The organism is Longimicrobium sp. (assembly GCA_036389135.1).
Lineage (GTDB): Bacteria > Gemmatimonadota > Gemmatimonadetes > Longimicrobiales > Longimicrobiaceae > Longimicrobium.
In genome coordinates, this window is record DASVQP010000130.1 from 26,159 (window position 1) to 52,009 (window position 25,851).

Here is a 25,851-nt window from a genome sequence, read left to right on the forward strand (position 1 = left end):
GGCCATCGTACATGCCCCGTCTCGCTCGCCACTTCCAGGGTCTGCCGCCCTACCCGCTCACCGAAGTCCCCGCCACCAAGCGCGAGCTGCTGGCCAGGGGGGTGGACGTGATCGACCTGGGGACGGGCGACGCGGACCTGGCGCCGCCCCCGGCCGCGGTGCACGCGCTGCGCGAGGCGGCGCCGGACCCGGCCAACTCGCGCTACGCCTTCCAGCTCGGCCTGGTGGAGTTCCGCGAGGAGATCGCGCGCTGGATGCAGGGACGCTTCGGGGTGGCGGTCGATCCCATGCGCGAGCTGCTGCCGCTGATCGGCTCCAAGGAGGGGATTTTCCACCTCCCCTTCGCCTTCCTGGAACGCGGCGACGTCACCATCATGCCCGATCCGGGCTATCAGGCGTACCTGGGCGGCACGGTGCTGGCCGGCGGCGAGGCGCACCTGGTGCCGCTGCGTCCGGAGAACGACTTCCTGATTCCGCTGGACGAGATTCCGGCGGAGGTGGTGAAGCGCGCGCGCATCCTCTACCTCAACTACCCCAACAACCCCACCGCCGCCATCGCGCCGCGCGAGTACCTGGAGCGCGCGGTGGAGTTCTGCCGCGAGCACGACCTGATCCTGGCGTACGACAACGCGTACTCGGAGGTCGCGTTCGACGGGTACGTTCCGCCGTCGATCCTGGAGATTCCTGGCGCGCGCGAGGTGGCGATCGAGTTCCACTCGCTCTCCAAGACGTACAACATGACGGGGTGGCGCGCCGGGTGGGCGGTGGGCGAGCCTCAGCTCATCGCGGCTCTGCAGCGGGTGAAGAGCTTTGCGGACACGGGCGTCCCCTTCTCGATCCAGCACGCGGGTGCCGCGGCGCTCCGCTCGCACGCGGAGTGGGTGCCGGGGAACGTGGCCACCTTCCAGGCCCGCCGCGACGCGGCCGTCGAGACGCTGCGCGGCGCCGGCTGGGACGTCCCCAATCCCGCCGCCACGATGTACCTGTGGGTGCCGCTCCCCGAAGGCGTCGAATCGGAGCAGTGGGCGCGGCGCCTCCTCCTGGAGCAGGGCGTCAGCGTCCTCCCCGGCAAGTCGCTCGGGCGCGGCGGCGAGGGGTTCTTTCGCATCGCGCTGACCACTTCGGAGGAGCGGATCCGCGAGGCGGCGGAACGCATCGCGCGGATGGCGGAGACGGCGGCGGTCTGAGGATTCGCGGGGTGCGTACGTAAGCCCGGCGGGGGTGGACATCCGCCGCCGGGCTCGCGCGTAACACCCCAGCCCAGCAAAAGATTGCGTTCTTGCCATCTTGACGCTACTAATGCGCAGGCGGCATCGGGTAGTTTGCTTGCACCCCCTTCCTCGCCGCATCTCCCCTGGGTTCCTCCTCATCTTCAAGAGGCCGTCATGGCATCAGTCGCTCGGCTGTACGCGCGGGGTTTCCACAAGGATTTCAAGTCTTACTTTACGCATTGGCTGCCCAGCTCCACGCTCGAACTGGGCACAGTGGGCGAGCTGGAGGGTGGATACCTCTTCAGGCCCATGAGTACCCTGCGCGACCTGGGGATCGACTTCGATCCGACTGCCGACATCGTTCCGGATGACAGTTCGTCCCCACTCGACTTCTCTTCCAAGTCGGGGGTAACCATCACTACGAAGCTGGCTGGCGAGGCCAACACGAGCATTCCAAGTGTTCCACAAGGGAGCGCGGGGATCAAACTGGACTTTTCGCGGGAGGCGTCCTTCCTGATCAAAGCTCAGGAGAGCTATGAACCGCGAATCCGTGACCTGATCGGATTGGAACGAAAAATCCTCGAAAAATACCGCGCCGGGCAATGGAAACGGGACTGGGTGATAATCTCGTCCCTCGTGATGGCGCCGTACGTCGACATCGTTATCTCTGAATCCGCCTCATCGAGTGTCGAACTGGAGGTTTCTGGATCGGGCACGGTGCAGACGGTCGAGCTTGGGAATGTGAGCCTGCAATTCGCCATGAAGCGCACGTCCGGCAAAGTATTGGACATGCGCGGGATCAAGAACGCCACGCCCATCTTCCAGCTCGCCGGGTTGAAGCAGCGATTTCTCGGCGGCGTGCACATTGGTGGTGTGCGTGGAAAGGCTTTCGAGTCTACCTCGTCCGCTTACGAAACAGACGATACGCACGGTCACGTTTATCTCGATACTCTGGGAGGCGACACGCCCGATCCGCTGGAGTAGCCGTGTGCCGCTGACACCGTCAGATGGCGGCCGCGGCCTGCGCCGCGCGCCGTGGATTCAAGCCCGGCGGGGATGCTCATCCCTCGCCGGGCCGTGTGTTTAATCCGAGGATCATGGCGCGGGCGGAACCGTGTGGACGGGGTCGAGTAGAATGGAGGGATGACCCGCGCCACTCTCGAACCGCCGCCCGCGCAAGCGCGCACCCCGGAAGCCACCGGGGCGGCTCCGCACGTCCCTGTCCGCGCGCCGTTCACCCGCGCGCCGCGGCACGAGCGTGGCGGGCAGATCAGCCGGCGCGGCGTCGCGCTCTCGCTGGGCGCGCACCTCCTGCTGGCGCTGGTCGTGTGGGTGGCCCCCGTGCGGCGGCCCGTGCAGCCGGGCGATGCACCGCAGGTTGGCGCGCCGTCGGATGCGGTCAGCTACGTGGACATCGGCGCCTGGCCGGGCGACGAAGGAGGTGCGGGTGGCGAGCCGGCGCCCGCCGCTCCACAGACCGCCACGACCGGCGAGCAGGTCGCGGCGCCGGTGCAGGCGGACACGGCGTCCGTCGCCGCGCCGGAGCTGAGGAGCTTTCCGCAGCGTGCCCCCACGGGCATCCCCGCGCGCGCGGCACCACGCGCGGGCGGCGCTCCCGCGGGCGCGGTTCCGGGCACGGGCGTGGGTCCAGGGACAGGCGCGCCAGGTGCGGGCACGGGAACGGGCGGCCGCGGGCGCTCCGGCGCGGCGGGCGGGCGGCTGGGTACGGAGCTGGGCGACGGGCGGCTGGTGGTGCGCCCCGAGGCGGCTCGCGAAACCCCGATGAGCGACAACGACAGGGTCCGCGCGCGGATCGCCCGCAGCCTGGGTGCCTACAACGACTCGGTCGCCGACGAGGCGCGGCGCCGCCACCGCGCGGAGAACTGGACGATCAAGGACCGGCAGGGGAGGGAGTGGGGGATCGGCAAGTGCGGCGCCCCCGTCATCGCCGGCAGGCGCATCCCCACCTGCACCACGCCGCCCGTGGGACGCAGCCGCGAATCCGAGCTGCACGACGCCGAGACGAGGCGGCAGCGCGGCGAGATCGACCGGCAGGAGGATACGCAGGACCTCGACCGGAACATGCGAGAACGGACGCGGGCCACCCGCGAACGCATGGACCGCGAGCGGGAGCAGCGACGGCGCGAGAGGGCGCCCGGCAATCCATAGCCGGGCGCCTTTTTGATGCCCGGCTGGAACACCTCTTGCACCCCCGCCCCCCGCGCCGCGCTGCGCAAATCGTCTGGCACCAACATCGTACGAAGGGGGAACATGGGGCAGGGTCGGGGGAAGCGCGCGCCGCGCGATGAGGGCAACGAGGGCGAGAACGCGCTGGTATTCGCCCTGGGGGCCGCCACCGGGTTCGCGCTCTCGCTGTGGGTGGTGGGGCGCGCCGCGCGAGAGGTGCAGGCGGGCGGCGTGCGCGGGCGGCTCCGCGACGGCGCGCTCTCGCTCACCGAACGGCTGCGCCCGGGGCGCCTGCGCCGCGAGTACAGCGACCAGCGCGAGCTGACCCGGCTGGAAGACGCCGTGCTGGACGCCTTCCTGCGCGACCCGGTGCTCGCAGAGCGTCCGATCGACGTGGGCGCCATCAGCCGCGGAATCATCGAGCTTTCCGGGTCGGTGAACACGCACCAGGAGGCGGATCTGGCGGTGCACACGGCGCAGCGCGTGCCCAACGTGGAGACGGTGGTCAACCGGCTGGAGATCGAGAACGACATTGCGCGCCGTCCGGCGCGCGTAAACCAGGGGACGGGGGGAGCGATGTCGGCAGAGTGGAGTGGAAACGTGAGCGGGATGGGGCGGAAGCGTCAGGGCGACACCGAGCCGGACCAGAGGGACGACTCGCAGCACATCCGCGAGACCTCCATCGAGCACTCGGACCGCCGTGAGTTCGAGGAGGAGGAGCTGGCGCACTCGCACCCCGTCATGGGCTCGCGCCCGTCGCCGCACCCGGAGAACCCCACGAACTTCTCCGAGGACGAGCTGGACAACCAGAGCCCGTACGGCAAGCACGCCGTGCCGCAGCCCGAGCAGCCGCAGGAGCTGAACTCGCTGGGCCGCGTGGGCGAGGGCCTCAAGCCCGGCATCGAGCTGCGCCTGGAGCAGGCCGACGTCCCGGTGAAGCCCCACCAGGCCGCCAACCCGGTGGAGCCCCGCGACGAAAACGCCTGAGCGTTCTCGCGGTCGAACGGCGCGGGCCGGGGGCGATCCCTCCGGCCCGCGTTTTTGTTACGGGCGTCGGAGCAGCGTCGGGCAGGGGCGCGATGAATCGCGCCGGCCAACGAATTGATTCCGCTGCCTCCCTCCGGTACATTCCACCCCTCGCGCCACCCGCCATTCCACCGGACCGAACGCAGATGCCGGACGTACCGCTCAAGGACCAGGTCCGCACCGACCTGAACGATGCCCGCCGCGGGCGCGACAAGCTCCGCACGACCGTGCTCAGCACCTTCATCTCCGAGATTCGCAACCGCGAGATCGAGGTGGGCGGCGAGCTGAACGACGAGCAGGTGCAGGGGGTGGCGATCACGGCGATCAAGAAGCGCCGCGAGGCCGCCGAGCTGATGCGCGCCAACGCCCGCGCCGAGCTGGCCGAGAAGGAGGAGCAGGAAGCCGCCGTGCTCCAGGCCTACCTCCCCGCGCAGCTCACCGAAGACGAGGTGCGCGCCATGGTCCGCGAAGCCGTCGCCGCGGGCGCCAAGAACCTTGGCGACGTAATGAAGCAGGTGAGCCCGCGCACCAAGGGCCGCTTCGAGGGCAAGGAGCTCAACCGCGTCGCCAAGGAAGTCCTCGCAGGCTGAATCGGGCTGCCTGAAACGAAGCGGAGGCGCGGAGATCTCTCTCCGCGCCTCCTCTTTGCACCCGGCGGTTGAAACCGCTGCAACAACCGCGGGAAGTCCGCCTTCGCGGACTGGCTTGCGGTTCACGAGACCGCTTCAGCGGTCTTCCCGTGGTTCCAGCCGGGGGCCCGGTGATCCAGCGCCGCTCTTGGTCCCTCACCCGAACGCCGCCAGCAGATCCCCCACCTCGTCCAGCACCGGCGCGCGGTTCTGCTTGGAGCGCTCGTAGCGCTCGATGTGTAGGAGCGTCTCCTCGTCCAGGCTGGCGTCGCGGAGCCACTCGACGAGCGAGTCGCGGTCCATCCCGTCGTATCCCAGCACCGGCTCCTCGTCCGCGTCGGCGTACTCGCCGATGGCTCCGTGCGAGTCGCGCGAGCCGTCCGTGGCGCGGAAGCCCTGGGGCCCCGCGCCGGATCGGAGGTCGCGCCCGGAGCCTTCGTCCAGCGCCCCCTCCAGCGAGCCGCCGCGCAGCGCCCCGCGGAAGGCGAAGGCGATCACTCCCAGCGCCGCCGCACCCAGCGCCAGCTTCCACCAGCCGTCGTTCCGATCCCTGTAGTCCATGTCTGCGCCCATTGCGTTGTAAGTGGTCCCGTCGCGGGGAGCGGGCGCAAAACCCCGGCCACCTTCACCCCGGCGCGTCGCCGGCCGGCTCCGGGGCGGGGGTGGAGCGCACGCGGATGCGCTGGGCCAGCGAGTGGCTGATGACCGTGCGCGCCCCGTTGACCGCCACCGAAACGGGCCCGTCGAAGGGCGACTTGTCCAGCAGTTCCACCTCCGCGCCGGGGCGCAGGTTGAGCGAGCCGAGGTAGCGAAGCTGCTCCGGCTCGTCGACCTCCACCTCCAGGATGCGCCGGCACTCGCCGGCGGCCAGGTCGCCCAGCGAGGGGTAGTGCGCCGTGTCCACCTCGCCGTCCGCGCTGGGGATGGCGTTGCCGTGTGGGTCGCGGTCCGGCTCCCCCAGCAGCCGCGCCAGCCGCTCGATGAGCTCGTCGCTGGCGGCGTGCTCCAGCCGGTCGGCCTCCTCGTGCACGCCGTCCCACTCGTAGCCCAGCTTCTCCACCAAAAAGAGCTCCAGCACGCGATGGCGGCGGATGATGCGCAGCGCCGCCAGCTCCCCCGACGCGGTCAGCCGCACGCCGTAGTACGGCTCGTGGCGCACCAGCCCCTGCTCCGCCAGGCGCTTGACCATGGCGGTTACGGCCGCGGAGGTGAGCCCCAGCCGCTCCGCGATCCGCGACGTGGCCACGGGCGACTCGAGCTGCTGGAGCATCCACACGGCCTTGAGGTAGTCTTCCACCACCTGGCTGAACATCGACACGGCGCGCCCACGGGAACGGGGTGAGTGCAGGGTGCGCTGAACAGTACGGCGCATCGCGGCGGCGCGGCAAGCGCCACCTTGCGCGGTCGCACGATTCACGCGCATGTTTGCGGTCATGCTGCTGTGCCGGGCCCCTTTCCCGCGTGCCCGCATGCTCTCCCCACCGCTCACCTTCCTTACCGATCCCGCGCGGCTGGCGGCCCTGGCAGAGACGGGGCTGCTCGATTCGGCGCCGGAAGAGGTGTTCGACCGGCTGACGCGCCTCGTGGTGCGGACGCTGGGCGCCGGTGCGTCCACGCTGACGCTGCTGGACGGCGAGCGGCAGTTCTTCAAGAGCGCCGCCGGCCCGGACATGCCCCCCATCCGCGAGACGCCGATGGAGCACTCGCTCTGCCGGCACGCGGCGGGCGCGGGCGCGGCGATGGCGGTGCCGGACACGCAGGAAGACCCGTGCATGCGCGACAGCCCCGCCGTAACGCGCATGGGCGTGCGTGCCTACGCCGGCGTCCCGCTGGTGACCTCGGACGGGCACGCGCTGGGGACGCTGTGCGCGCTGAGCATGAGCCCCCGCGCCTGGAGCGGCGACGAGATGGCGACGCTCGCCGACCTGGCGGAAATCGCGGTGGCGGAGATCGAGCGGCGGCGCGCCGGCGAGCGCCCCGAGCACGGGCAGGCCTCTCTGCGGGCCGCGGACGGGCTGATCCAGGCGATGCTGCAGCAGTCGCTCGCGGGGATCTTCGTGGTGCAGGACGAGCGCTTCCGCTACCTCAACCCGCGCCTCACCGAGATCTTTGCGACGGACGAGGCGTGGCTCCGCGAGCGCAGCGTGTGGGAGGTGGTGCACCCGGACGACCGCGCCAGCGCCGAGGCGTACGCGCGGGGCCAGCTGTACGGCCCACCGCGCGCCGCCCACTACTCGCTGCGTGGCGTGCGCGCCGACGGGCGGGTCGTCTGGCTGGAGATCCACGCATCGCGCGCGGAGGTGGAGGGGCGCGCCGCCGCCGTGGGCCTGGTGGTGGACGTGTCGGAGCGGGTGACGGCTGAGCAGGAGCGGCAGGAGGCGGTGGCCGCGCGCGACCGCTTCTACGCGATGGCGAGCCACGAGCTGCGCACCCCGGTGAGCGCCGTGATGCTCTACAACGAGCTCCTCCTGGGCGAAGGCTACGGCGCCCTGGGCCCCGAGCAGCGCGACGCCGTGGAGCGCTCGCAGCGCTGCGCCGCCGACCTGCTGGAGCTGATCAACGACCTGCTCGACCTCTCCCGCCTGGAGTCGGGGAAGATGGAGCCCCGCATCGAGGAGGTGGAGCTGGTGGCGCTGGCCAGGGACGCCGTGGCGGCGGTGGAGGTGATCGCGGCGGAGCAGGCGTGCACCGTCACCCTGGAAGCCCCGGAGCCCCCGCTGGTCGTGGGCGGCGATGGGAAGCGCATCCGCCAGATCCTCCTCAACCTGCTGGGGAACGCGGTGAAGTACGGCCACGGCCGCCCGGTCCGCGTCCGCGTGGCGCGCCACGGCGGCGGCGCCATCGTCGAAGTGGCCGACCTGGGCCCCGGCATCCCCGCCGCGGACCAGGCGCGCATCTTCGAGGACTTCGTGCGCCTGGACGACGCCGCGGACCAGGGCACCGGCCTCGGCCTCCCCATCGCGCGCCGCCTTGCCCAGCTCCTCGGCGGCTCCCTCGAAGTCGCCTCCGTCGTTGGGCAGGGAAGCACGTTTCGCCTGACCCTCCCCTCCTGATCCAAAAGCCTCACACAGAGCCACGGAGTTAAACCGCAAGAAGAACCGAGGCGTTATCCTCTGTGCCTTTTCGTTCCCCTCCGCGCCTCTGCGTGAAACTGCCGTTATCTCGTTACGAGAACGTAGCTTGCGCATGCGTTGCCGGAGCGTGGCTAAGTCGTTATATTACGCGGCTTAACGTTGCTGGGCGCGCGTTTCCACTCCGCACGAGGTGGCCATTGATCCAGATCTCCGACGCCCTGAAGACGCCGCTCGACTACGCCCGCCTCACCCGCGAAGAGCTGGCCGAGCGCATCCGCCGCCGGAAGACGGAGCTGAACGCCGTCATCCTGGGCCACAACTACCAGCGCGTGGAGATCCAGGAAGTCAGCGACTATCTGGGCGATTCCCTGGGCCTGTCGCAGGAGGCCGCCCGCACGGACGCGGACGTGATCGTCTTCTGCGGCGTGCACTTCATGGCCGAGACGGCCAAGATCCTGTCGCCGGGCAAGACGGTGCTGATGCCGGACCTGCGCGCCGGCTGCCCGATGGCGGACTTCGTCACGGGCGACGCGCTGCGCCGGCTGAAGGCGCAGTACCCGGGCGCCGTGGTGGTGGCGTACGTCAACTCGACGGCCGAGGTCAAGGCGGAGTCGGACATCAGCTGCACGTCGGCCAACGTGGTGCAGGTGATCGACACCATCCCCGCCGATCGCACCATCCTGCTGGTGCCCGACCGCAACCTGGCCCGCTACGCCGCCGAGCGCAGCGGCCGCCCGTACGTGATCGCGGGTCGCGAGGAGGGCGAGGTGAAGCCGGGGAGCATCGTGGCGTGGGACGGCTACTGCTACGTGCACGACGACCTGGTGCTGGACGAGCTGGCAGCCGCGAAGAAGAAGCACCCGCGCGCCCTCGTGGTCATCCACCCCGAGTCGCGCGCCGAGCTCCTGGCGCAGGCGGACATGGTGGCTTCGACGGCGAAGATGGTGGACATCGCCGAGCAGAACGACGAGGTGATCTTTGGCACCGAGCGCGGCATCGTGGACCGCCTCAAGGCGCGCTTCCCGGAAAAGACGCTGGTGCCGCTCAGCGGCGCGGCGATCTGCGGGAACATGAAGGTGAACACGATCGCCAAGCTGGCCTGGTGCCTGGACCACCAGCAGCACGAACTGGTGCTGGACGAGGACGTGCGCACCCGCGCCGAGCTCTCGCTGCGCCGCATGCTGGACCTCAACCAGGGCTGGGTCGCCCCCACCGCCGAAGAGGCCGCGCTGGAAGAGGCCGGCCTCCGCAAACCGGGCTGCGGCTGCGCCTGATCCACTGGAAGGTTTGACGAACGCCCCGAGAGCCTCGAGCTTTCGGGGCGTTTCTTTTGCCCCTCTTCGTCGCCGTGATGCCGCCGCTGCGCCTCACCATCCTCCCGGAAGCGCTCACCGTCTGCCGCCTGGCCGCAGGTGACGCGTTTCCGTCGTGGCTCCCGACCCACGGCTTCCTCTCCGTCACCCGCACGTCCGACGAGCTTTCGGTCGTCTGCGCGGCGGATGCGGTGCCGGCCGGCGTCCGCTGCGAGCCCGGTTGGCGCGCCCTGGCCGTCGCGGGTCCGCTCGATTTCGATCTGACCGGCGTCCTCGCCTCCATCGCCACGCCGCTGGCGGAGGCGGGGATCAGCATCTTCGCGATCTCCACCTTCGACACCGATTACGTGCTGGTGAAGGCGGATCGGCTTGGCGATGCGACGGATGCGCTGCGGCACGCGGGCCACCGCTTTCTGTGATCCTGAACGAAGCGCCTCACCGTCGCCGAGGCCTCACAGATGGCTGGCGCGGAGTGAAGGATCTACTGCGCGTTCCGAGGGCGGCGTCGTTGCCCGCCGTCCTCTTGCCTCGCCGGCTAGATCCTTTGTTCGCCGCAGGAGTACGGTGTGCTTCGCGTGGTCCCTGCGCGGCGGCTTTCTCAGGATGACAAAAAACGGGGGTGGTCGCCGTGTTGCGGTGGGGGTGGCGGGGTGCGATTTTCGTCGCCCCAGACAACTTCTGAAGGAGCGGCGGCCATGGCGGATGGACTTCTGGCGGTGGGGAGCGAGGCTCCCGTATTCGAGGCGGAGACGACGGACGGGGCGCGCGTATCGCTCCCCGAGTTCCGAGGCAGGAGCGCGGTTCTCCTCATGTTCTACCCGCAGGACGACACGCCCGGGTGCACCGCCCAGATGTGCGCCGCCCGCGACCAGAGCGCCGACTACGCCGCGGCCGGCATCGTCCGCTTCGGCGTGAATCCGGGCTCGCTGGACAGCCATCGCGACTTCGTCTCCAAGTACTCGCTCGACTTCCCCCTGATCGTCGACGCCAACGCCGACATCGCCAGCGCGTACGGCGTGATCCGCGAGGGCGGCGGCGTGGGGAGGGCGACGTACCTGATCGACCGCGAGGGACGCATCGCGTACGCGGCCCCGGGCGCGCACGGGTTCGCCGAGATCGCGGGAGCGGCCGGTGTCTGATGCGCCGCGGGGGGAGCTCGTCGTCCGCACCTTTACGGGCGGGCCGTTCACGCAGAACAGCTACCTGGTGAGCTGCGCGCGCACCGGCTCCTCCATCTTGGTGGACGCCGGCGCGGCGACGCCGGAAGCGCTGGAGGCGGCACGTGCGACCGGCGTCGCCATCGACGCGATCGTGCTGACCCACGCGCACATCGACCACGTGGACGGGCTGTCGCACGCGAAGCGCGAGACAGGCGCTCCCATCTACCTCCACGCCGACGACCGGCAGCTCTACGACGGCGCGCCGGCGCAGGCGGAGTGGTTCGGGATGCGGATGGCCCCGCTACCGCCCGTGGATCGCGCGCTGGAGCACGGGGGCACGGTGCAGGTGGGCGACTGCACGCTCCTCGTGCGGCACGCGCCGGGGCACGCGCCCGGGCACGTGATCCTGGTGGGGGACGGGGTGGCGCTGGTGGGAGACGTGATCTTCATGGGGTCCATCGGCCGCACCGACCTCCCCGGCGGGGACCTGCAGACGCTGATGAAGTCCATCCGCGAGGAGATCCTGACCCTCCCGGACACCACCACGCTGTACAACGGCCACGGCCCGGCGACCACCGTGGGCCACGAGCGCGTGAGCAACCCGTTCATCACCGGCGTCTACGGCGGCAGCCGCTTCGCGTGACCGCCCGGCGCACCCCCCTCCACTTCCTGAACGGAGCGCCCCCGAGTACCCTGCCGTCCCTCGGACGCCAGGCGCGCGCAGTGAAGGAGACGGGCTCTGCCGCGCGCTCCGATCCATCCCATGTTCAGTAGACGGTGCGTGGCGTGGGTGGATCACCATGACGGGGCATTCACGAAACCCGGCGCGTCCGCGGCTGAGGGCGCGATGAATCGCGCCCCTCCGGTAGGTACGGTGCGGCGCCGATGATCCGTGAGCACTTGGCCTCCGCACATGGGCGGGTACGCCGTTCGCGGCGGATCCCGTTCCCTTCACTCCGCGCCGAAGGCCGGCGGTGGCGCGGGTTCGGTGTGGCGCTACGTTCAGGGAGTGAGTGGGGGGTGGTTTCGGTTGACGGTGCAGGGCGGGGGGTCTATCTTCGCGCCGCCGAACCCCCAGAACGGAGGCCCGTTGAACGAACCCGTGCGCGTCGCCGTCCTCGCATCCGGCGGGGGGAGCAACCTGCAGGCGCTGATCGACCGCTTCCGCGGCGAGGCGCCGCCGGTGCGCGTGGAGCTGGTGGTCGCCAGCCGGGCGGGAATCGGCGCGCTGGAGAGGGCGCAGCGCGCGGGGATCACCGGGATCGTGGTGGACCCGCGCGAGTACGGAGACGGGCACGCGGCGCGCCTGCTGGCGGCGCTGGAGGAGCACCGGATCGGGCTGGTGGTGCTCGCGGGGTACCTGTCGCTGGTGCCGGCGGAGGTGGTGGAGCGGTTTCGCGGGAGGATGCTCAACATCCACCCGGCGCTCCTGCCGGCGTTCGGCGGGCGCGGGATGTACGGGATGCGCGTGCACCGCGCCGTCATCGAATCGGGGGTGCGCGTGTCCGGCGCGACGGTGCACCGCGTGGACGACCGCTACGACGAGGGCGAGATCGTGGCGCAGTGGCCCGTACCCGTGCTCCCGGGCGATACGCCGGAGACGCTCGCCGCGCGGGTGCTGGCGGTGGAGCACCGCATCCTACCCCTGGCCGTCGAGGCGGTGGCGCTCGGCGAGACGCCGCACGACACCCCCGGCGGCCCGATCTGCTTCGACCTGTACGCGTCGCCCGCGCCCCCCGAGGCATCGGTGCGCGCGACGCTGGCCTCCATCCTTAGCTGAACCATGCCGCGTGCACTGCTGAGCGTATCGGACAAGACCGGCCTCCTCTCCTTTGCGCGCGCGCTGGCGGAGCGCGGCTGGACCCTCCTCTCCACCGGCGGCACCGCGCGCGCCCTCCGCGACGGCGGGCTCGCCGTGACGGAGGTGAGCGAGGTGACGGGGCATCCGGAGATGATGGATGGCCGCGTGAAGACGCTGCACCCCGCCGTGCACGCGGGGCTCCTGGGGCGCCGGGCGAACGCGGACGACATGGAGCAGATGCGGGCGCAGGGGTACGAGCCGATCGACCTGGTGGCCGTCAACCTGTACCCGTTTCGCGAGACGGTGGCGCGCCCCGGCGTCACGCTGGAGGACGCCATCGAGAACATCGACATCGGCGGGCCGTCGATGCTGCGCTCGGCCGCCAAGAACCACGCGAGCGTCTGGGTCGTGGTGGATCCGGCCGATTACGACGCCGTCCTCGCGGGCCTCGAGGCAGACGATGCGGGGCTGCGGCGGCGGCTGGCGGCAAAGGTCTTCGAGCACACCTCGTCGTACGACCGCGCCATCGCCGGCTACCTGGGCGAGGGCAGGTCGCTGAACCTGTCGCTCGAAAAGGTGCAGGACCTCCGCTACGGCGAGAACCCGGACCAGCGCGCGGCGTTCTACCGCGACGCGGATGCCGGCGGCGCCGGCCTGGCGGCGATGAAGCAGCTTCATGGCAAGGAGCTGTCGTTCAACAACCTGATCGACGTGGATGCCGCGCTCCTCGCCGTCTCCGCGTGGGAGGGGGAGGCGCTGGCGGCGTGCGCCATCGTTAAGCACACCACGCCGTGCGGCATCGCGGCCGGCGCGGACCCGGCGGAGGCGTACAACAAGGCGCTCCAGACCGATCCCACCAGCGCGTTCGGCTCGGTGATCGCCTTCAACAGCGAGGTGACGGAGCAGGCGGCCGTCCTCCTCCGCCCCAACTTCGTGGAGGCGATCGTCGCGCCCTCGTTCGCCGATGGCGCGCTGCGTCTGCTGACCGAGAAGAAGAACCTTCGCCTCCTCACCATCCCCGCGGCGGGCGGCGGGGCGGGGGAGACGGACTTCAAGCGGGTGCGCGGCGGATTCGTGGCGCAGGACCGCCTCTCGATGCGCTTCCCCGAGGACGGCTGGAGGGTCGCGTCCGAGCGCGCGCCGACCGGCGAGGAGATGGACGATCTGCGCTTCGCCTGGCGGGCGGTGGCGACGGTGAAGTCCAACGCGATCCTCCTGGCGCGCGGCGGGATGGCGCTGGGGATCGGCGCGGGGCAGATGAGCCGCGTGGACTCGTCGCGCATCGCGGTGATGAAGGCGCGCGACAACGGCTTCGACCTGGCGGGGGCGGCGCTCGCCTCCGACGCCTTCTTCCCCTTCCGCGACGGCGTGGACGCGGCGGCGCAGGCGGGTGTGCGCGCCATCATCCAGCCCGGCGGCTCCGTCCGCGACGACGAGGTGATCGCCGCCGCCAACGAGCACGCGATCGCGATGGTGTTCACGGGGCGTAGGCTGTTCAGGCACTGAGCTGCGGGGGAATGGGGAATGGGGAATGGGGAATGGGGAATGGGGAATGGGGAATGGGAAGATCGCCGCGGGGAGAGGGTGCAGATTGGAGTGGATATTGCGGGTCGGTCAAACTGGCATTTTCCGCATTCCCAACGACGAAAGGTCCCCATGTCATCGAAGCGTCTCATCGTGGTTTCGGCGGCGCTGTTCACCCTCGCGTTGGGAAGCGCCGCGTGCGGATCGCGGGAGCGTGCGGCGTCGGCGCCGGGTGCGGAGTCGGTGGCCGGCGCGGAGGGGCTGAAGCTTCGCATCAAGCAGGGCGGGCAGTACTTCGTGGCGGATGAACCCGGCGCCCTCACGGCCGAGCAGATGGCGCAGCGGCTCAAGAACGAGGACCCGGCGCGCTTCGGGAAGTCCATCTACGTCCTGGGTGACCCCGGGATCAGTGGCTACGACGTGGTACTCGCGACCAACGCGGCGGGCGCGGCCGGGTTCACGCGGGCCGCGGGGATCGCGAATTACCGCGAGGACGCGGGCAAGGGGGCGCGTCTGGACACGTGGGAAATCGAGCTGCGCAGGCCGGCGCCCAACGTCGCGCGGGATACCGCGATCCGGAAGTAGGCGCGCCTGGCGCCGCACGACGAGCCCCGCGGGATTTGCCGCGGGGTTTTTGCGTTGTGGAAGCAGAGTCTGGGAGCGGGGACGGACACGGGCAGGCCCCTACGCGGAACGTGGGCATAGGTGCCGGGGCGAGGGTGGGCGGACACGCAGGTCCGCCCCTACCACATCGGTGCGGCGGGCCGGAGGTCGAGGCGCCGTGCCCATTCCCCATTCCCCATTCCCCATTCCCCATTCCCCATTCCCCATTCCCCATTCCCCAGTCCCCCCGCCGTTTGACGCCGCGCCGGGACTCGCCTACTTTGCCGGTCTCGACAACGGAAACAGGGGACACATCGTGCGGGGGCTGATCTTCGACCCGTTCAGCGGCATCAGCGGCGACATGACGGTCGCCGCGCTGCTGGACCTGGGCCTGCCACTGGAGTGGCTGCAGGGGTTCGTGGCCGGGCTCGACCTCGGCGACATCCGGGTGGGCGCGGAGCGGGTGCAGCGGAAGGGGATCGCGTGCACCCGGCTGCTGCTGGAGCTGCCTCACGAGCACGCGCACCGGCACCTCCACCACGTCGTCAAGATCATCGAGGGAACCGGTGCCCCGGCGCAGGTCAAGGAGCGGGCGGTCCACGCCTTCACCCTGCTGGCCGACGCCGAAGCGGAGGTACACGGCACCACGCGCGAAAAGGTGCACTTCCACGAGGTCGGCGCGCTGGATGCCATCGTGGACATCCTCAGCGCGATGGCGGGGTGCGCGGAGCTGGGGGCGACGGAGTTCTACACGCGGCCCGTGACGCTGGGGCGCGGCTGGGTGAACATCGCGCACGGCAACTTTCCGCTCCCGGCGCCGGCCACCCTCAAGCTGCTGGGGGGGATCCCGGTGCGCGACCCCGACTTCGAGGGGGAGTGCACCACGCCGACCGGAGCCGCCATCCTGCGGGCGCTCACCGGCGGGGCCGCGGCGCCCACGTCGTTCACGCCGGTCGCCAACGGCTTCGGCGCGGGAACTCGCGACCCGCAGGACCGCCCCAACTGCCTGCGGCTGATCCTGGTGGAGGGGAACGAGGCGGCGGCGGAGAGCGTCGTGGTGATCCAGTGCGACGTGGACGACCTGCCGCCCGAGTACGTGCCGCCGCTGATGGAGGCGGCGCTGGCGGCCGGGGCGCTGGACTGCACGGCGCAGCCCGTGATGATGAAGAAGGGCCGGCCGGGCGTGCGCATCGAGGCGCTTGCGCATCCCGACCGGCGCGACGCGGTGGCGGAGGCGCTCTTCCACGCCGGCTCCACCATCGGGGTGCGCTTCTGGGCGGCGGACCGGCGTACACTGCCGCGACGGATGGAGACCGTGTTGTGGCGCGGGCAGGAAGTTCGCGTGAAGCGCTCGACGCTCCCGGGCGGGGGCGAGCGGGCGAAGCCGGAGTTCGAGGACGTGGCGCGGGCCGCGGCGGCGCTGGGGATCACCCCGCTTGCCGCCTACCGCGCCCTGCTGGCCGAGGGCGTCGCGGCCGAGGGGTAGCCCCCCCGGCCGCGGCCTCCGGACCGATCGCCCCTTGCAGGGGCGGCACCTTTCCCTTCCACGGAGGATGGAAATGAAGATCGAACGTGGGCTGATCCTTGCCGCCGGCATCGCCGTGGCGAGCGCCTGCGCAAGCGCGGGCACCACCGGGGGCGGCACGGCCGCCGGGCCCGCCGTGGCGGCTTCGTCGGCGCTGCCGCAGGTGCAGTGCGCCAACGGTGCGCCCACCGTGACCGCGCAGGCCACCGCCGCGCAGGCGGCGCTCAACCGCACGCTGATCCTTCAGGGCGCGGCGCAGACGCCGTTGTACAACACGGCGATGGAGCAGGCGCGCGCCGGCATCGCGGCCGAGGCCAACAACCCGCTCCACTACTTCCTGCTTGCCCAGGCGGCGCTCGGCACCAACAACTACGCGGCCGCCGACAGCGCCTTCCGCCGCACGCTGGAGCTCTGCCCGCAGTTCGCGGCCGAGGTCAACCCGCTGCGCGAGCGCGCCTCGCAGATGGTGTTCAACGCGGGCGTGGAGGCGTTCACCCGGGGAGACACCGCGCAGGCCCTGTCGCAGTGGGAGCAGGCCGGGCGGATGAACGAGGCGATGCCGCAGGCGCACTTCAACCAGGCGGTGGTGTACGCGGGCCGCAACGACCACGCGCGTGCCGCCACGGCGTACCGCGCCGCGCTCGCCTCGCTGGAGCGCGTCACGCCGGACACCAGCAACGCCGCGGAGCTCGTGGAGACGCGGGCGGGGAGCCTTTCCGGGCTGCTGAACGCGGGCGCGCACTTCTTCTCGGTGAACGACTTCGCGCGCGCCGGCGAGATGTTCGCCGAGGTGCACCGCCTGGACCCCAACCACCGCGACGCCTGGTACAACCACGCGCTCGCGCTGTACAAGCTGGAGCGCTGGCAGGAGCTGGTGCCGGTGGCGTCGCGCCTGGTGCAGATCGACCCGCTCAACTACAACGCGCGGATCGTGCTGTTCAACGCGTACAAGGGGATCTCGGATGCGGCGAAGGCGTCGCGCAACACGGCGGTGGAAAGTGCGAACCGGAACCTGGCGGTGAGCACGCTGCAGGCGGCGGACTCCCTGGTCGTTCAGGTGGACGAGACGCAGCTCAGCACGCGCGACGACGGCGCCCGCCTCACCGGTGTCGTGAAGGGTGGCATTGCGCGCGCGGGCACGCCGATCCGCCTGAACTTCACCTTCTTCGGCCCGTCCGGCCCGGTGGGCACGCAGAGCATCACCGTGAACGCCCCCGCCAAGGACGCCTCGGCCCCCTTTGAGGTCTCGCTGCCCACGACGCAGCCGGTGACGGGGTACAGCTACCGGGTGGGAAGCTAACCCGAAGAAGTGCGTTAGTGCGTTGGTGCGGGGCGGCGTCGCGAGATGCCGCCCCGCTGCCGTTCCAAAAGAGAAAAGCATCACACAGAGAGCACAGAGCCAACCGCAAGACACAAAGAACCTCTCTTGCCGTTCTTGCAGTGTCCCTCCGTGTCTCTGTGTGAAACATCCGTTGCGCTCCTTCGAGGTGCACGCTTCTTGCGACCCGGAGAGGGAATTCCAGAGGGGCCGAACGACACGCGGAGAGGAGCCGGTTTGAGCGTAGACGAGATCGCGGAACAGACTGTCCGCTGCGAGCACTGTGGAGTGGAGTTCGCGGGCGGCGACGCATGCCCGCAGTGCGGGAAGCTGCGGGAGCAGGTGACGTGCGAGGACGACCCATCACAGCTCGCGGTGTTCCGCTGCGTGATCTGCGGGCGCGCGGTGTGCCGCAACCTGCCGGAAGGCTCGCACGCGGCGCTCTGCGACGAGCACCGCACCGTGCCGATGATCGAAGGGTGGGCTCAGGTGTACAGTGCAGCGTCGGAGATGGAGGCGCAGCTCATCGTGGAGAATCTGCGCGCCGAGGAGATCGACGCGCTGCTCTACAACCAGGCCGACCGCTCCTTCCCCGTGGACATGGGCGAGCTGAGCATCGCCCGCGTGCTGGTGCCGGTGTGGCAGTACGGCACCGCGCTGGAGATGATCCAGTCGCACATGGACTCGGCGGGCGAGGTGTCGTTCGCCTGCCCGGTCTGCGGCGAGGTGTACGAGCCGGGGCAGGCGGTGTGCGGCTCGTGCGGGGCGCCGCTGGCGGGGTAGCCGTTCGTTGACGCGGCCGGTGCGCGGCGCCATATTCGCCCCGCCGGCCGCGCACATCGGGCCGCGAGCGGTTCCCGGGTTCCGGAGCCGCTTTTTTACTTCGGGGATGAGGGATGGGGGATGTGGGATGAGGTGAAGCCACCGCACCCCGTGTGGTCCTCCCTTCTCTCATCCCTCATCCCTAATCCCTCATCCCTGCTGTCATGAAGCTTCCCGTAGTCGCCGTCGTCGGCCGTCCCAACGTGGGCAAGTCCACCTTCTTCAACCGCGTCATCGGCGAGCGGGTGGCGATCGTGGAAGACCGTCCCGGAGTGACCCGCGACCGCAACTTCTACCGTACCGAGTGGAACGCCCGCCAGTTCTACCTGGTGGACACCGGCGGCATGGTGGAAGGGTCGGACGAGCCGATGGACCGGCTGATCCGCGAGCAGGTGCTCACCGCCATCGACGAGGCGGACGTGCTGGTGCTGGTGGTGGACGTCAAGAGCGGCGCGCACCCGCTGGACTACGCCATCGCCGAGATCCTGCGCAAGACGCAGAAGCCCGCCATCCTGCTGGTCAACAAGGTGGACAACCTGGGGAATCCCAACGCCGTGGGGCACCACGACTTCTGGGACCTGGGGCTGGGCGAGCCGCTCCCCATGTCGTCGCTCAGCGGCAAGGGGAGCGGCGACATCCTGGACGAGATCGTCAAGCACCTCCCGGACGTCGAGGGCGAGGAGGAGGAGGCGCTGCGCGTGGCGGTCATCGGCAAGCCCAACGTGGGCAAGTCGTCGTTCGTCAACCGCCTGCTGGGCGAGGAGCGGCTGGTGGTGAGCGACGTCGCAGGCACCACGCGCGACGCCATCGACACCCCCATGCAGTACCACGGCAGGAAGCTGATCTTCGTGGACACCGCGGGGCTGCGCCGGCAGGCCAAGATCGAGGACGGAGTGGAGTTCTACTCCTCCATCCGCACCGAGCGCGCGATCTCGCGGGCCGACGTGTGCGTGCTGATGATCGACGCCACCGAGCCCATCGCCGTGCAGGACCTCAAGATCGCCGAGAAGGCGTGGGAGTCCGGGTGCGGGCTGGTGCTGGTTGCCAACAAGTGGGACCTCGTCGAAAAGGAGACGCAGAGCGCGCCCAACTACGAAAAGGAGATCCGCAACCGCGCCACTTTTCTGAAGTGGGTCCCCATCCTCTTCACCAGCACGGTGACGGGGCAGCGCGTGTACAAGACGCTGGAGCTGATCCTGGCGGTGCAGGAGCAGCGCACGCGCCGCATCGCCACGCACGAGGTGAACGAGGTGCTCCGCGCGCTGGTGATGCGCGCCAAGCCGCCGCACCACCACGGGCACCCGGTCAAGTTCCTGTACGGCACCCAGGTGTCCGTCGCGCCCCCCACGATGGTGCTCTGGGTCAACCATCCCGACGGGGTGATGGAGAGCTACGAGCGCTACCTGCAGAACGGCTTCCGCGACGCGTGGGGGTTCAGCGGGGTGCCCATCCGCATCAACCTCCGCCAGCGCGGCGAGGAGGCGGATTGAGCCCCTGGCTGGCGCTCGCCGCGTCGTACCTGTGGGGCGCGGTCCCCGCCAGCTACCTGGCCGGGAAGTGGTCGCGCGGCATCGACCTGCGCCGGCACGGAAGCGGCAACCTGGGCGCCACCAACACATTTCGCGTCCTCGGCGCAAAGGTGGCGGCGCCGGTGATGGTCTTCGACATCCTCAAGGGCTTCCTCCCCGTCTTCCTCTTCACGCGCTGGGACGAGCCCGCGGGCTGGCAGTGGGGGCTGGCGTACGGCGCGGCGGCCATCGTGGGGCACGTCTTCCCGGTGTACATGAGCTTCAAGGGGGGAAAGGGGGTCGCGACCGGGGCGGGGGTCTTCCTCGGTCTGGCGCCGCTCGCCCTGGGCGTGGCGCTCCTCACCTGGCTGGGGGTGCTCAAGATGACGCGGATGGTGTCGGCGGCATCGCTGGCGGGCGCGGGGGTGCTGGCGGTGGTGCTGGCGCTGGCGCCGCCGCCGGATGGGCACCCGGAGATCCGCTGGCTGGGCTGGGCGATCGCCGCGTTCGTCATCTTCTCGCACCGCGCCAACCTGCGCCGCATCGTGCGCGGCGAGGAGCCGCGATTCGGGCGCGGGCACGAGCCGGAGGCCACCGTGGCCGCCGCGGCCATCACCGCGGACGCGGAGGAGGTCCGTTGAGCCTGGAGCGCACCGCAGTCATCGGCGCCGGAAGCTGGGGGACGGCGCTCGCCAACCTCCTCGCCAAGAAGGGCGGCGCGACCGTCCTCTGGTCGTTCGAGCCCGAGGTGGCGGAAACGATCCGCGCCGAGCAGGTCAACCGCCGCTACCTGGACAGCGTGCGGCTGGATGGCCGGCTGCGCGTGACCACCGACATGGAGGAGGCGCTCGAAGGCGCGTCGGTGGTGCTCTCCGTGTCACCGTCGCACGTGGTGAGGCCGGTGATGGCGCAGGCGGCGCGGCACATGGCCCCCGGCGCGCTGGTGGTGAGCGCGTCCAAGGGGATCGAGAACGAGTCGCTGAAGACGATGGACGAGGTCCTGGCCGACGTCCTTCCCGACGGCGCGGTGGCGGCCTTCCTCTCCGGCCCCTCCTTCGCGCTGGAGGTGGGGGAGGAGCACCCCACGGCCGTGACCATCGCCTCGCACCACCCCGAGGCCGCCGTGCGGGCGCAGGCGCTCTTCCAGACTCCCTACTTTCGCGTCTACACCAGCAGCGACGTGCGCGGGGTGGAGCTCGGCGGCTCGCTCAAGAACGTCATCGCCATCGCGGCCGGCGTGGTGGAGGGGCTGGGCTACGGCAACAACACGCAGGCCGCCCTCATCACCCGCGGCCTCGCCGAGATCACCCGCCTGGGCGTCGCCGCCGGCGCGGAGCCCGCGACCTTTGCGGGGCTGGCGGGGATGGGCGACCTGATCCTCACCTGCACGGGCTCGCTGAGCCGCAACCGGCAGGTGGGGATCGAGCTGGGGCGCGGCCGGCCGATCGACGAGATCCTGGGCGGGATGGTGGCGGTGGCGGAGGGGGTGCGCACCGCGCGCTCGGCCCGCGACCTGGCCCACAAGCTGGAGATCGAGATGCCCATCGTGGAGGTGGTGCACGCGATGCTGTACGAGGGTCTGGCCGCCACGCGCGCGTTGGAGCTCCTCATGCTGCGCGAGCCGCGCCGGGAGACGTGGGGATGAAGCGTCCGCAGCGGGAGTTCCACGCGATCGGGGAGGTGTGCGAGCTGTTCGGGATCAAGCCGCACGTGCTGCGCTACTGGGAGACGCAGTTCCCGGCGCTGTCGCCGCCCAAGAACCGCGCCGGCAACCGCGTCTACCGCCAGCGCGACCTGGAGCTGATCGCCCTGATCCAGCACCTCGTCCGCGACGAGCGCTACACGCTGGAGGGCGCCCGCGCGCGCATCGAGGAGCTGAACCGCGACGGCTCCGCCACCGCCACCGCCGGCCACGCCCTGGAGCAGAGCTTCATCCGCTCCCTGCGCGGCGAGCTGGAGGAGATCCTGGAGCTGCTGGGGCCGGTGCAGGAGTGAAGGGGATGGCTGGGGTTGGCCCCGGGGGCTGGCCGGGCGAGTGAACTCGCTGCAACAACAGCACAAAGTCCGCCTTCGCGGCCTCGGGGGCGAGATCCGTTCTTTGCCGCATGTTACAAGGCTGTAGGGGCGTGATTCATCACGCCCACCCTCGCCCCTACCACGACCCGCGCCCCGCGCACCAAAATCGGTAGGGGCGGACCTGCGTGTCCGCCCGCCCTCGCCCCTGACCCTCCGCACCGAACCCGGTAGGGGCAGCCCCACGTGGCTGCCCGTGTCGTGGGTACGCGCCGCGCCCCGCTCCAGGAGCGGATGAATTCGCCGCTGGAACCACACAAAGTCCGCCTGCGCGGACTCATGCATAAATGGCGCGCGACCCCACCCTTGTGTCATCCTGAGGGAGCCGCATTGGCCGGGCTCCGCAGCACCCTCCGGCCTGCTGCGGCGACCATAGGATCCAGCCGGAGCCGGACTGGGGCTCGCACGTGTCACCCCGGTCTCTCGCACCGCGCAGTAGGTCCTTCGGTCCACGCGATGCTGTTGAGACGGGGCAGGGACGGAGAAGCGCGTCGCGCAGGATGACAAACAAACGGGATGCCTGCGGCTATCGAGCCGGCTTCAGCCGCCTTCCCGTGGTTCCAGCCGGGGGATTCATCCCCCGGTGCTCCGGACCGACGCCGGCCAACCACACCGGGATTCATCCCCCGGTGCCCCGGACAGGCGCCGCCCAACCACACCGGGATTCATCTCCCGGTGCCCCGGACAGGCGCCGCCCAACCACACCGGGATTCATCCCCGGTGAGGCGGGTTCCCCCCGCGTTCCCACCACCGAACACCCCGCGCAAAATCCGCTCATCCTCCGCTAACCGCGACTCTGCAACCTTCTTTTCACCGGCTACGTCAGATGGATACGAGCGGCAACGAAGCCGCTCTCGCCTGCACACCGTGACAGGCCCGAACCCTTCCTGACGAGGTAGCCTACCATGTCTCTCTCCCTGCTCCGCACCGCCACCGCCGCCGCCGCCCTCACCCTCGCCGCCGCCAGCGGGGCCCACGCGCAGGAAGCCTTCGCCGCCACCGACCCGATCGGCGCCACCACGGAGGCCGCCGCACCCCAGGGCGTGGTGCTGAAGCTGGACGGTGCCGCGAGCGAGGCCACGCTGCACGAGTTTCTGGCCACGAGCCACGCCGGCTGGCTCGCCGGGCGCGGGGCGCACGACTACTCGCGTCGCAACCATGTGATGGTGTACCGCGATGGCGTGCTCGTGGGCGCCAAGGCGGCGCTGCGCTCCATCAAGATGGGCGACGTGGCGGAGGTGCGGCGCCTGAGCCCGGCGGAAGCGTCGGAGCGGTTCGGGCTGGATCACGGCGCCGGCGCGATCCTGATCACCTCCAGGTGAGCACCGCATCCGGGTGAGCGCCGGCGACGCGCGCTCACCCGCCTCCGCAGCCCCTTCCGCGCCACCCGCATCACCACGACACCAACCGACGCGCCCTTTCCGCCCCTCCGCTCCCCCGCGGGGGTGGCGCGAGGGGTGCGTCGGGCGCAGTTTGTCCGCGCACGGCGGCGCGCGCCGCCGGCGAAGGCAAGCCACGACAGGAGTTGTGTTTCCGCGATGCTGATACTGTGCACCAACGACGACGGGTACATGGCGCCGGGGCTGGGCGTACTGGCGGAAGCGGCGGCCGGGCTGGGCGAGGTGCACGTCGTCGCGCCGGACCGGGAGCAGAGCGCCACCAGCCACTCGCTCACCATGCACCTGCCGCTGCGCGCGCGCTCCGTGCGCGAGCGGTGGCACAATGTGAGTGGCACCCCCACTGATTGCGTGATGCTGGCGGTGCAGGCCATCCTCCCGCGCCGGCCGGACGTGGTGCTCTCCGGCGTGAACCATGGGATGAACATGGGGGAGGACGTCCTCTACTCCGGCACCGTGTCGGCGGCGATGGAGGCGACCATCTTCGGCATCCCCGCCGTCGCCATCTCGTACGCCGGGCGCGCGGACGAGCGGTACCTGGCGTCGTACGGGCCGCTCCTGTCGCGCCTGCTGGCGCAGCTGGTGAAGCGGGACGACTTCCCGCGCGAGACGCTCCTCAACGTCAACCTCCCCGCCATCGCGGCGGAGCAGGTGAAAGGGGTGCGCGTCACGCGGCTGGGGCGGCGCGTCTTCAGCGACTCGCTCACGCAGGGGACCGACCCCAGCGGCAAGCCGTACTACTGGATCGGCGGCGGGAGCATCGAGTGGGCGTCGCTGGAGGGGACCGACTACCACGCGGTCGACGAGGGGTACATCTCGGTGACGCCGCTCCACCTGGACCTCACCAACCACGCCCTGCTGCGCAACGTGGCGGAGTGGGAGCTGACGGCATGAGCACGGAGCGCTTCAACGCGCAGCGGCGGGCGCTGATCGGGCGGATGCAGGAGAAGGGGATCCGCAACCTGGAGGTGCTGCGTGCCTTCGACCAGATCCCGCGCCACGCCTTCGTGCCGCACGCCGTCTCGCACCGGGCGTACGAGGACGCGCCGGTCCCCATCGGCTTCGGGCAGACGGCGTCGCAGCCCTCGCTGCAGGCGATGTACATGCAGCTGCTGGAGATCGGCCCGCGCGACAAGGTGCTGGAGATCGGCACGGGGAGCGGGCACCAGACGGCGGTGCTGGCACAGCTCGCCGACCGCGTGTACTCGGTGGAGCGCATCCCCGAGCTGGCGGCGCGCGCGCGCGAGGCGCTGGACGGCATGAGGATCTCCAACGTGGCGATCCTGGTGGGCGACGGCACGATCGGGTGGAGCCGCTACGCGCCGTACGAGGCGATCCTGGTGGCCGCCGCCGCGCCGGACGTGCCGCAGCCGCTGGTGGACCAGCTCGCCGACGGCGGCAAGATGCTGGTGCCGGTGGGGACGCGCGAGCTGCAGCGGCTGGTGCTGGTGACCAAGCGGGGCGGGGAAGTGACGACGGAAGAGGTGCTGGACTGCACCTTCGTACCGCTCCTCGGCCGCTTCGGGTGGGCGGACGAGCGTCCGCCCGGCGGCTGATCCCTGGCGCCAGCGCTCCCGCGGGGGCACCGGCGTCGTTGACAATGCGCCGCCGCAGCACGTACGTTCCGTGCGAATCCACCCACGCACGGCCCCGCCTCAACTCCTCTTTCGGGCAGCCTCCATGAGCGCACTCCCGGGCGATTCCGCGCCCAACGCCTTCGTGTTTCCGCCGTTCATGCCGCCGGCGCCCCGTTCCGCGCCCTCCGCCCCCGCGGAGCCCGCGCCGGACGAGTTCACGATGGAAGTCCCGCTCCCCGCCCACGACCCGGGCGACCCGGACTGCGACCTCCCGCAGCACGGCTTCGACGCGGAAGAGGCGGGATCGCAGCAGTGGGAGGCGGCCGCGCCCCCCGCCGCCGAGGACTTCCCCTGGCTGGAGATGCCAGCCGAGGGCCCGCGCGTCCATGCCGCCGAGCCCGTCGCCGATGCCGACGAGATGGCGGGATGGGCCGGATGGGACGCGGGTGGTGCGCAGCCGGCCGCCGAGGAAGCCGCGCAGGACACCGCCGCGCCCGACGATGCGATGCCTGGGGCTCCCGCCGGCGAGCCGGCGCCGTGGAGCGAGCCGGCCGCCGCCGAGGAGCCGTGGACCGCCCCCTCCGTGGCCGACGATCCGGCGCCCTGGACGGAAACGACCGTGGCCGACGAGGCGCCGTGGGCCGAGACCCCCGCGCCCGAGGAAGCCGCGCCCTGGGCCGAAAAGCCAGCGCCGCACGACGTGGCGCCGTGGGCCGAGACCCCCTCGGCCGACGACGCGGGGCCGTGGGGCGACTCCGCGCCCGAAGCCGAGTCATCCGCCGAGCCCCAGTGGCCGCCGTTCATCGCGGAGGCGGAAGAGGCGCCGCCGGCTCAGGCGCTCTTCGCCCACGACGCGCCCGTCGTGGAAGAGACCGGTCCCACCGAATCTCCCTCCGCCGCGCCTGCCACGCAGACCGTCGCCGCATCGGATGCGCCGGTGTACGGCGAGGTCGCGGACCGTCTGGAGTCGATCGCCCGGGCCCTGCGCGACGACCCCGGCTCCTTCCTTGCCGGCGGCTCCGGCGACGCGCTCGGGCTGCTGGTCACGGGCTTCGTGCTCGGCTACGGTCACGGGCGGCGCGAGGGCGGAGCCTGACCGCTCG

General features: G+C 70.9%; 26 protein-coding genes. 24 read left to right on the forward strand and 2 right to left on the reverse strand.

What is annotated here, in order from left to right; translation table 11 throughout:
* Positions 1 to 11 precede the first annotated feature (11 nt).
* The 5 genes from VF584_26395 to VF584_26415 all read left to right on the forward strand — a co-directional run bounded on the left by VF584_26395 (position 12) and on the right by VF584_26415 (position 5,014).
* The gene (locus VF584_26395) at positions 12 to 1,187 is read left to right on the forward strand and encodes an aminotransferase class I/II-fold pyridoxal phosphate-dependent enzyme (protein HEX8213724.1); all 1,176 of its coding nucleotides are present in this window, start codon (positions 12 to 14) and stop codon (positions 1,185 to 1,187) included.
* Between the two features lie 198 nt (positions 1,188 to 1,385).
* Complete coding sequence (locus VF584_26400) at positions 1,386 to 2,195, forward strand: hypothetical protein (GenBank protein ID HEX8213725.1); 810 nt, start codon at positions 1,386 to 1,388, stop codon at positions 2,193 to 2,195.
* Between the two features lie 159 nt (positions 2,196 to 2,354).
* Positions 2,355 to 3,380 (forward strand): hypothetical protein, encoded by a 1,026-nt coding sequence (locus VF584_26405; protein ID HEX8213726.1) that lies wholly within the window; start codon positions 2,355 to 2,357, stop codon positions 3,378 to 3,380.
* A 15-nt stretch (positions 3,381 to 3,395) separates the two neighbouring features.
* Positions 3,396 to 4,385 carry a BON domain-containing protein gene (locus VF584_26410; GenBank protein HEX8213727.1) on the forward strand — a complete coding sequence of 330 codons (990 nt, stop codon included), beginning with the start codon at positions 3,396 to 3,398 and terminating at the stop codon, positions 4,383 to 4,385.
* 185 nt (positions 4,386 to 4,570) lie between these two features.
* Positions 4,571 to 5,014, forward strand: coding sequence for a GatB/YqeY domain-containing protein (locus VF584_26415; GenBank protein ID HEX8213728.1), 444 nt, complete (start codon positions 4,571 to 4,573; stop codon positions 5,012 to 5,014).
* A 195-nt stretch (positions 5,015 to 5,209) separates the two neighbouring features.
* On the opposite strand, the gene VF584_26420 is transcribed toward VF584_26415, so the two are convergent.
* Complete coding sequence (locus VF584_26420) at positions 5,210 to 5,614, reverse strand: hypothetical protein (protein HEX8213729.1); 405 nt, start codon at positions 5,612 to 5,614, stop codon at positions 5,210 to 5,212.
* 64 nt (positions 5,615 to 5,678) lie between these two features.
* Positions 5,679 to 6,365: a metal-dependent transcriptional regulator gene (locus tag VF584_26425; GenBank protein HEX8213730.1), complete on the reverse strand. Its 687-nt coding sequence runs from the start codon at positions 6,363 to 6,365 to the stop codon at positions 5,679 to 5,681.
* 157 nt (positions 6,366 to 6,522) lie between these two features.
* On the opposite strand from VF584_26425, the gene VF584_26430 reads away from it, so the two are divergent.
* From VF584_26430 to VF584_26520, 19 genes are all read left to right on the forward strand, one after another.
* Positions 6,523 to 8,106 (forward strand): ATP-binding protein, encoded by a 1,584-nt coding sequence (locus VF584_26430; protein HEX8213731.1) that lies wholly within the window; start codon positions 6,523 to 6,525, stop codon positions 8,104 to 8,106.
* A 218-nt stretch (positions 8,107 to 8,324) separates the two neighbouring features.
* The gene (gene nadA / locus VF584_26435) at positions 8,325 to 9,401 is read left to right on the forward strand and encodes a quinolinate synthase NadA (GenBank protein ID HEX8213732.1); all 1,077 of its coding nucleotides are present in this window, start codon (positions 8,325 to 8,327) and stop codon (positions 9,399 to 9,401) included.
* A gap of 56 nt (positions 9,402 to 9,457) precedes the next feature.
* Positions 9,458 to 9,859 (forward strand): ACT domain-containing protein, encoded by a 402-nt coding sequence (locus tag VF584_26440; GenBank protein HEX8213733.1) that lies wholly within the window; start codon positions 9,458 to 9,460, stop codon positions 9,857 to 9,859.
* Positions 9,860 to 10,135: 276 nt separating this feature from the next.
* The gene (locus VF584_26445) at positions 10,136 to 10,579 is read left to right on the forward strand and encodes a peroxiredoxin (GenBank protein HEX8213734.1); all 444 of its coding nucleotides are present in this window, start codon (positions 10,136 to 10,138) and stop codon (positions 10,577 to 10,579) included.
* Positions 10,572 to 11,243, forward strand: a complete 672-nt coding sequence (locus VF584_26450) for an MBL fold metallo-hydrolase (protein HEX8213735.1) — start codon at positions 10,572 to 10,574, stop codon at positions 11,241 to 11,243. The genes VF584_26445 and VF584_26450 overlap by 8 nt, the downstream gene beginning before the upstream one ends.
* Positions 11,244 to 11,690: 447 nt before the next feature.
* Positions 11,691 to 12,380 (forward strand): phosphoribosylglycinamide formyltransferase, encoded by a 690-nt coding sequence (purN, locus tag VF584_26455; protein ID HEX8213736.1) that lies wholly within the window; start codon positions 11,691 to 11,693, stop codon positions 12,378 to 12,380.
* Positions 12,381 to 12,383: 3 nt separating this feature from the next.
* On the forward strand, positions 12,384 to 13,907 hold the full coding sequence (gene purH, locus VF584_26460; GenBank protein HEX8213737.1) for a bifunctional phosphoribosylaminoimidazolecarboxamide formyltransferase/IMP cyclohydrolase: 1,524 nt from the start codon (positions 12,384 to 12,386) through the stop codon (positions 13,905 to 13,907).
* A gap of 150 nt (positions 13,908 to 14,057) precedes the next feature.
* The gene (locus VF584_26465) at positions 14,058 to 14,510 is read left to right on the forward strand and encodes a hypothetical protein (protein ID HEX8213738.1); all 453 of its coding nucleotides are present in this window, start codon (positions 14,058 to 14,060) and stop codon (positions 14,508 to 14,510) included.
* 334 nt (positions 14,511 to 14,844) lie between these two features.
* Positions 14,845 to 16,014: a nickel pincer cofactor biosynthesis protein LarC gene (gene larC / locus VF584_26470; protein HEX8213739.1), complete on the forward strand. Its 1,170-nt coding sequence runs from the start codon at positions 14,845 to 14,847 to the stop codon at positions 16,012 to 16,014.
* A gap of 73 nt (positions 16,015 to 16,087) precedes the next feature.
* Positions 16,088 to 17,353, forward strand: coding sequence for a tetratricopeptide repeat protein (locus tag VF584_26475; GenBank protein HEX8213740.1), 1,266 nt, complete (start codon positions 16,088 to 16,090; stop codon positions 17,351 to 17,353).
* Between the two features lie 255 nt (positions 17,354 to 17,608).
* The gene (locus tag VF584_26480; GenBank protein HEX8213741.1) at positions 17,609 to 18,154 is read left to right on the forward strand and encodes a hypothetical protein; all 546 of its coding nucleotides are present in this window, start codon (positions 17,609 to 17,611) and stop codon (positions 18,152 to 18,154) included.
* A gap of 203 nt (positions 18,155 to 18,357) precedes the next feature.
* The gene (gene der, locus VF584_26485) at positions 18,358 to 19,683 is read left to right on the forward strand and encodes a ribosome biogenesis GTPase Der (protein HEX8213742.1); all 1,326 of its coding nucleotides are present in this window, start codon (positions 18,358 to 18,360) and stop codon (positions 19,681 to 19,683) included.
* On the forward strand, positions 19,680 to 20,342 hold the full coding sequence (plsY, locus tag VF584_26490) for a glycerol-3-phosphate 1-O-acyltransferase PlsY (protein HEX8213743.1): 663 nt from the start codon (positions 19,680 to 19,682) through the stop codon (positions 20,340 to 20,342). The genes der and plsY overlap by 4 nt, the downstream gene beginning before the upstream one ends.
* Complete coding sequence (locus VF584_26495; GenBank protein HEX8213744.1) at positions 20,339 to 21,346, forward strand: NAD(P)H-dependent glycerol-3-phosphate dehydrogenase; 1,008 nt, start codon at positions 20,339 to 20,341, stop codon at positions 21,344 to 21,346. Before plsY ends, VF584_26495 begins: the two co-directional genes overlap by 4 nt.
* On the forward strand, positions 21,343 to 21,696 hold the full coding sequence (locus VF584_26500) for a MerR family transcriptional regulator (protein HEX8213745.1): 354 nt from the start codon (positions 21,343 to 21,345) through the stop codon (positions 21,694 to 21,696). The genes VF584_26495 and VF584_26500 overlap by 4 nt, the downstream gene beginning before the upstream one ends.
* A gap of 983 nt (positions 21,697 to 22,679) precedes the next feature.
* Positions 22,680 to 23,096, forward strand: a complete 417-nt coding sequence (locus tag VF584_26505; GenBank protein HEX8213746.1) for a hypothetical protein — start codon at positions 22,680 to 22,682, stop codon at positions 23,094 to 23,096.
* 216 nt (positions 23,097 to 23,312) lie between these two features.
* The gene (gene surE, locus VF584_26510) at positions 23,313 to 24,065 is read left to right on the forward strand and encodes a 5'/3'-nucleotidase SurE (GenBank protein HEX8213747.1); all 753 of its coding nucleotides are present in this window, start codon (positions 23,313 to 23,315) and stop codon (positions 24,063 to 24,065) included.
* Positions 24,062 to 24,727, forward strand: coding sequence for a protein-L-isoaspartate(D-aspartate) O-methyltransferase (locus VF584_26515; GenBank protein HEX8213748.1), 666 nt, complete (start codon positions 24,062 to 24,064; stop codon positions 24,725 to 24,727). Before surE ends, VF584_26515 begins: the two co-directional genes overlap by 4 nt.
* Positions 24,728 to 24,851: 124 nt before the next feature.
* Positions 24,852 to 25,844: a hypothetical protein gene (locus VF584_26520; GenBank protein ID HEX8213749.1), complete on the forward strand. Its 993-nt coding sequence runs from the start codon at positions 24,852 to 24,854 to the stop codon at positions 25,842 to 25,844.
* Positions 25,845 to 25,851: the final 7 nt, after the last annotated feature.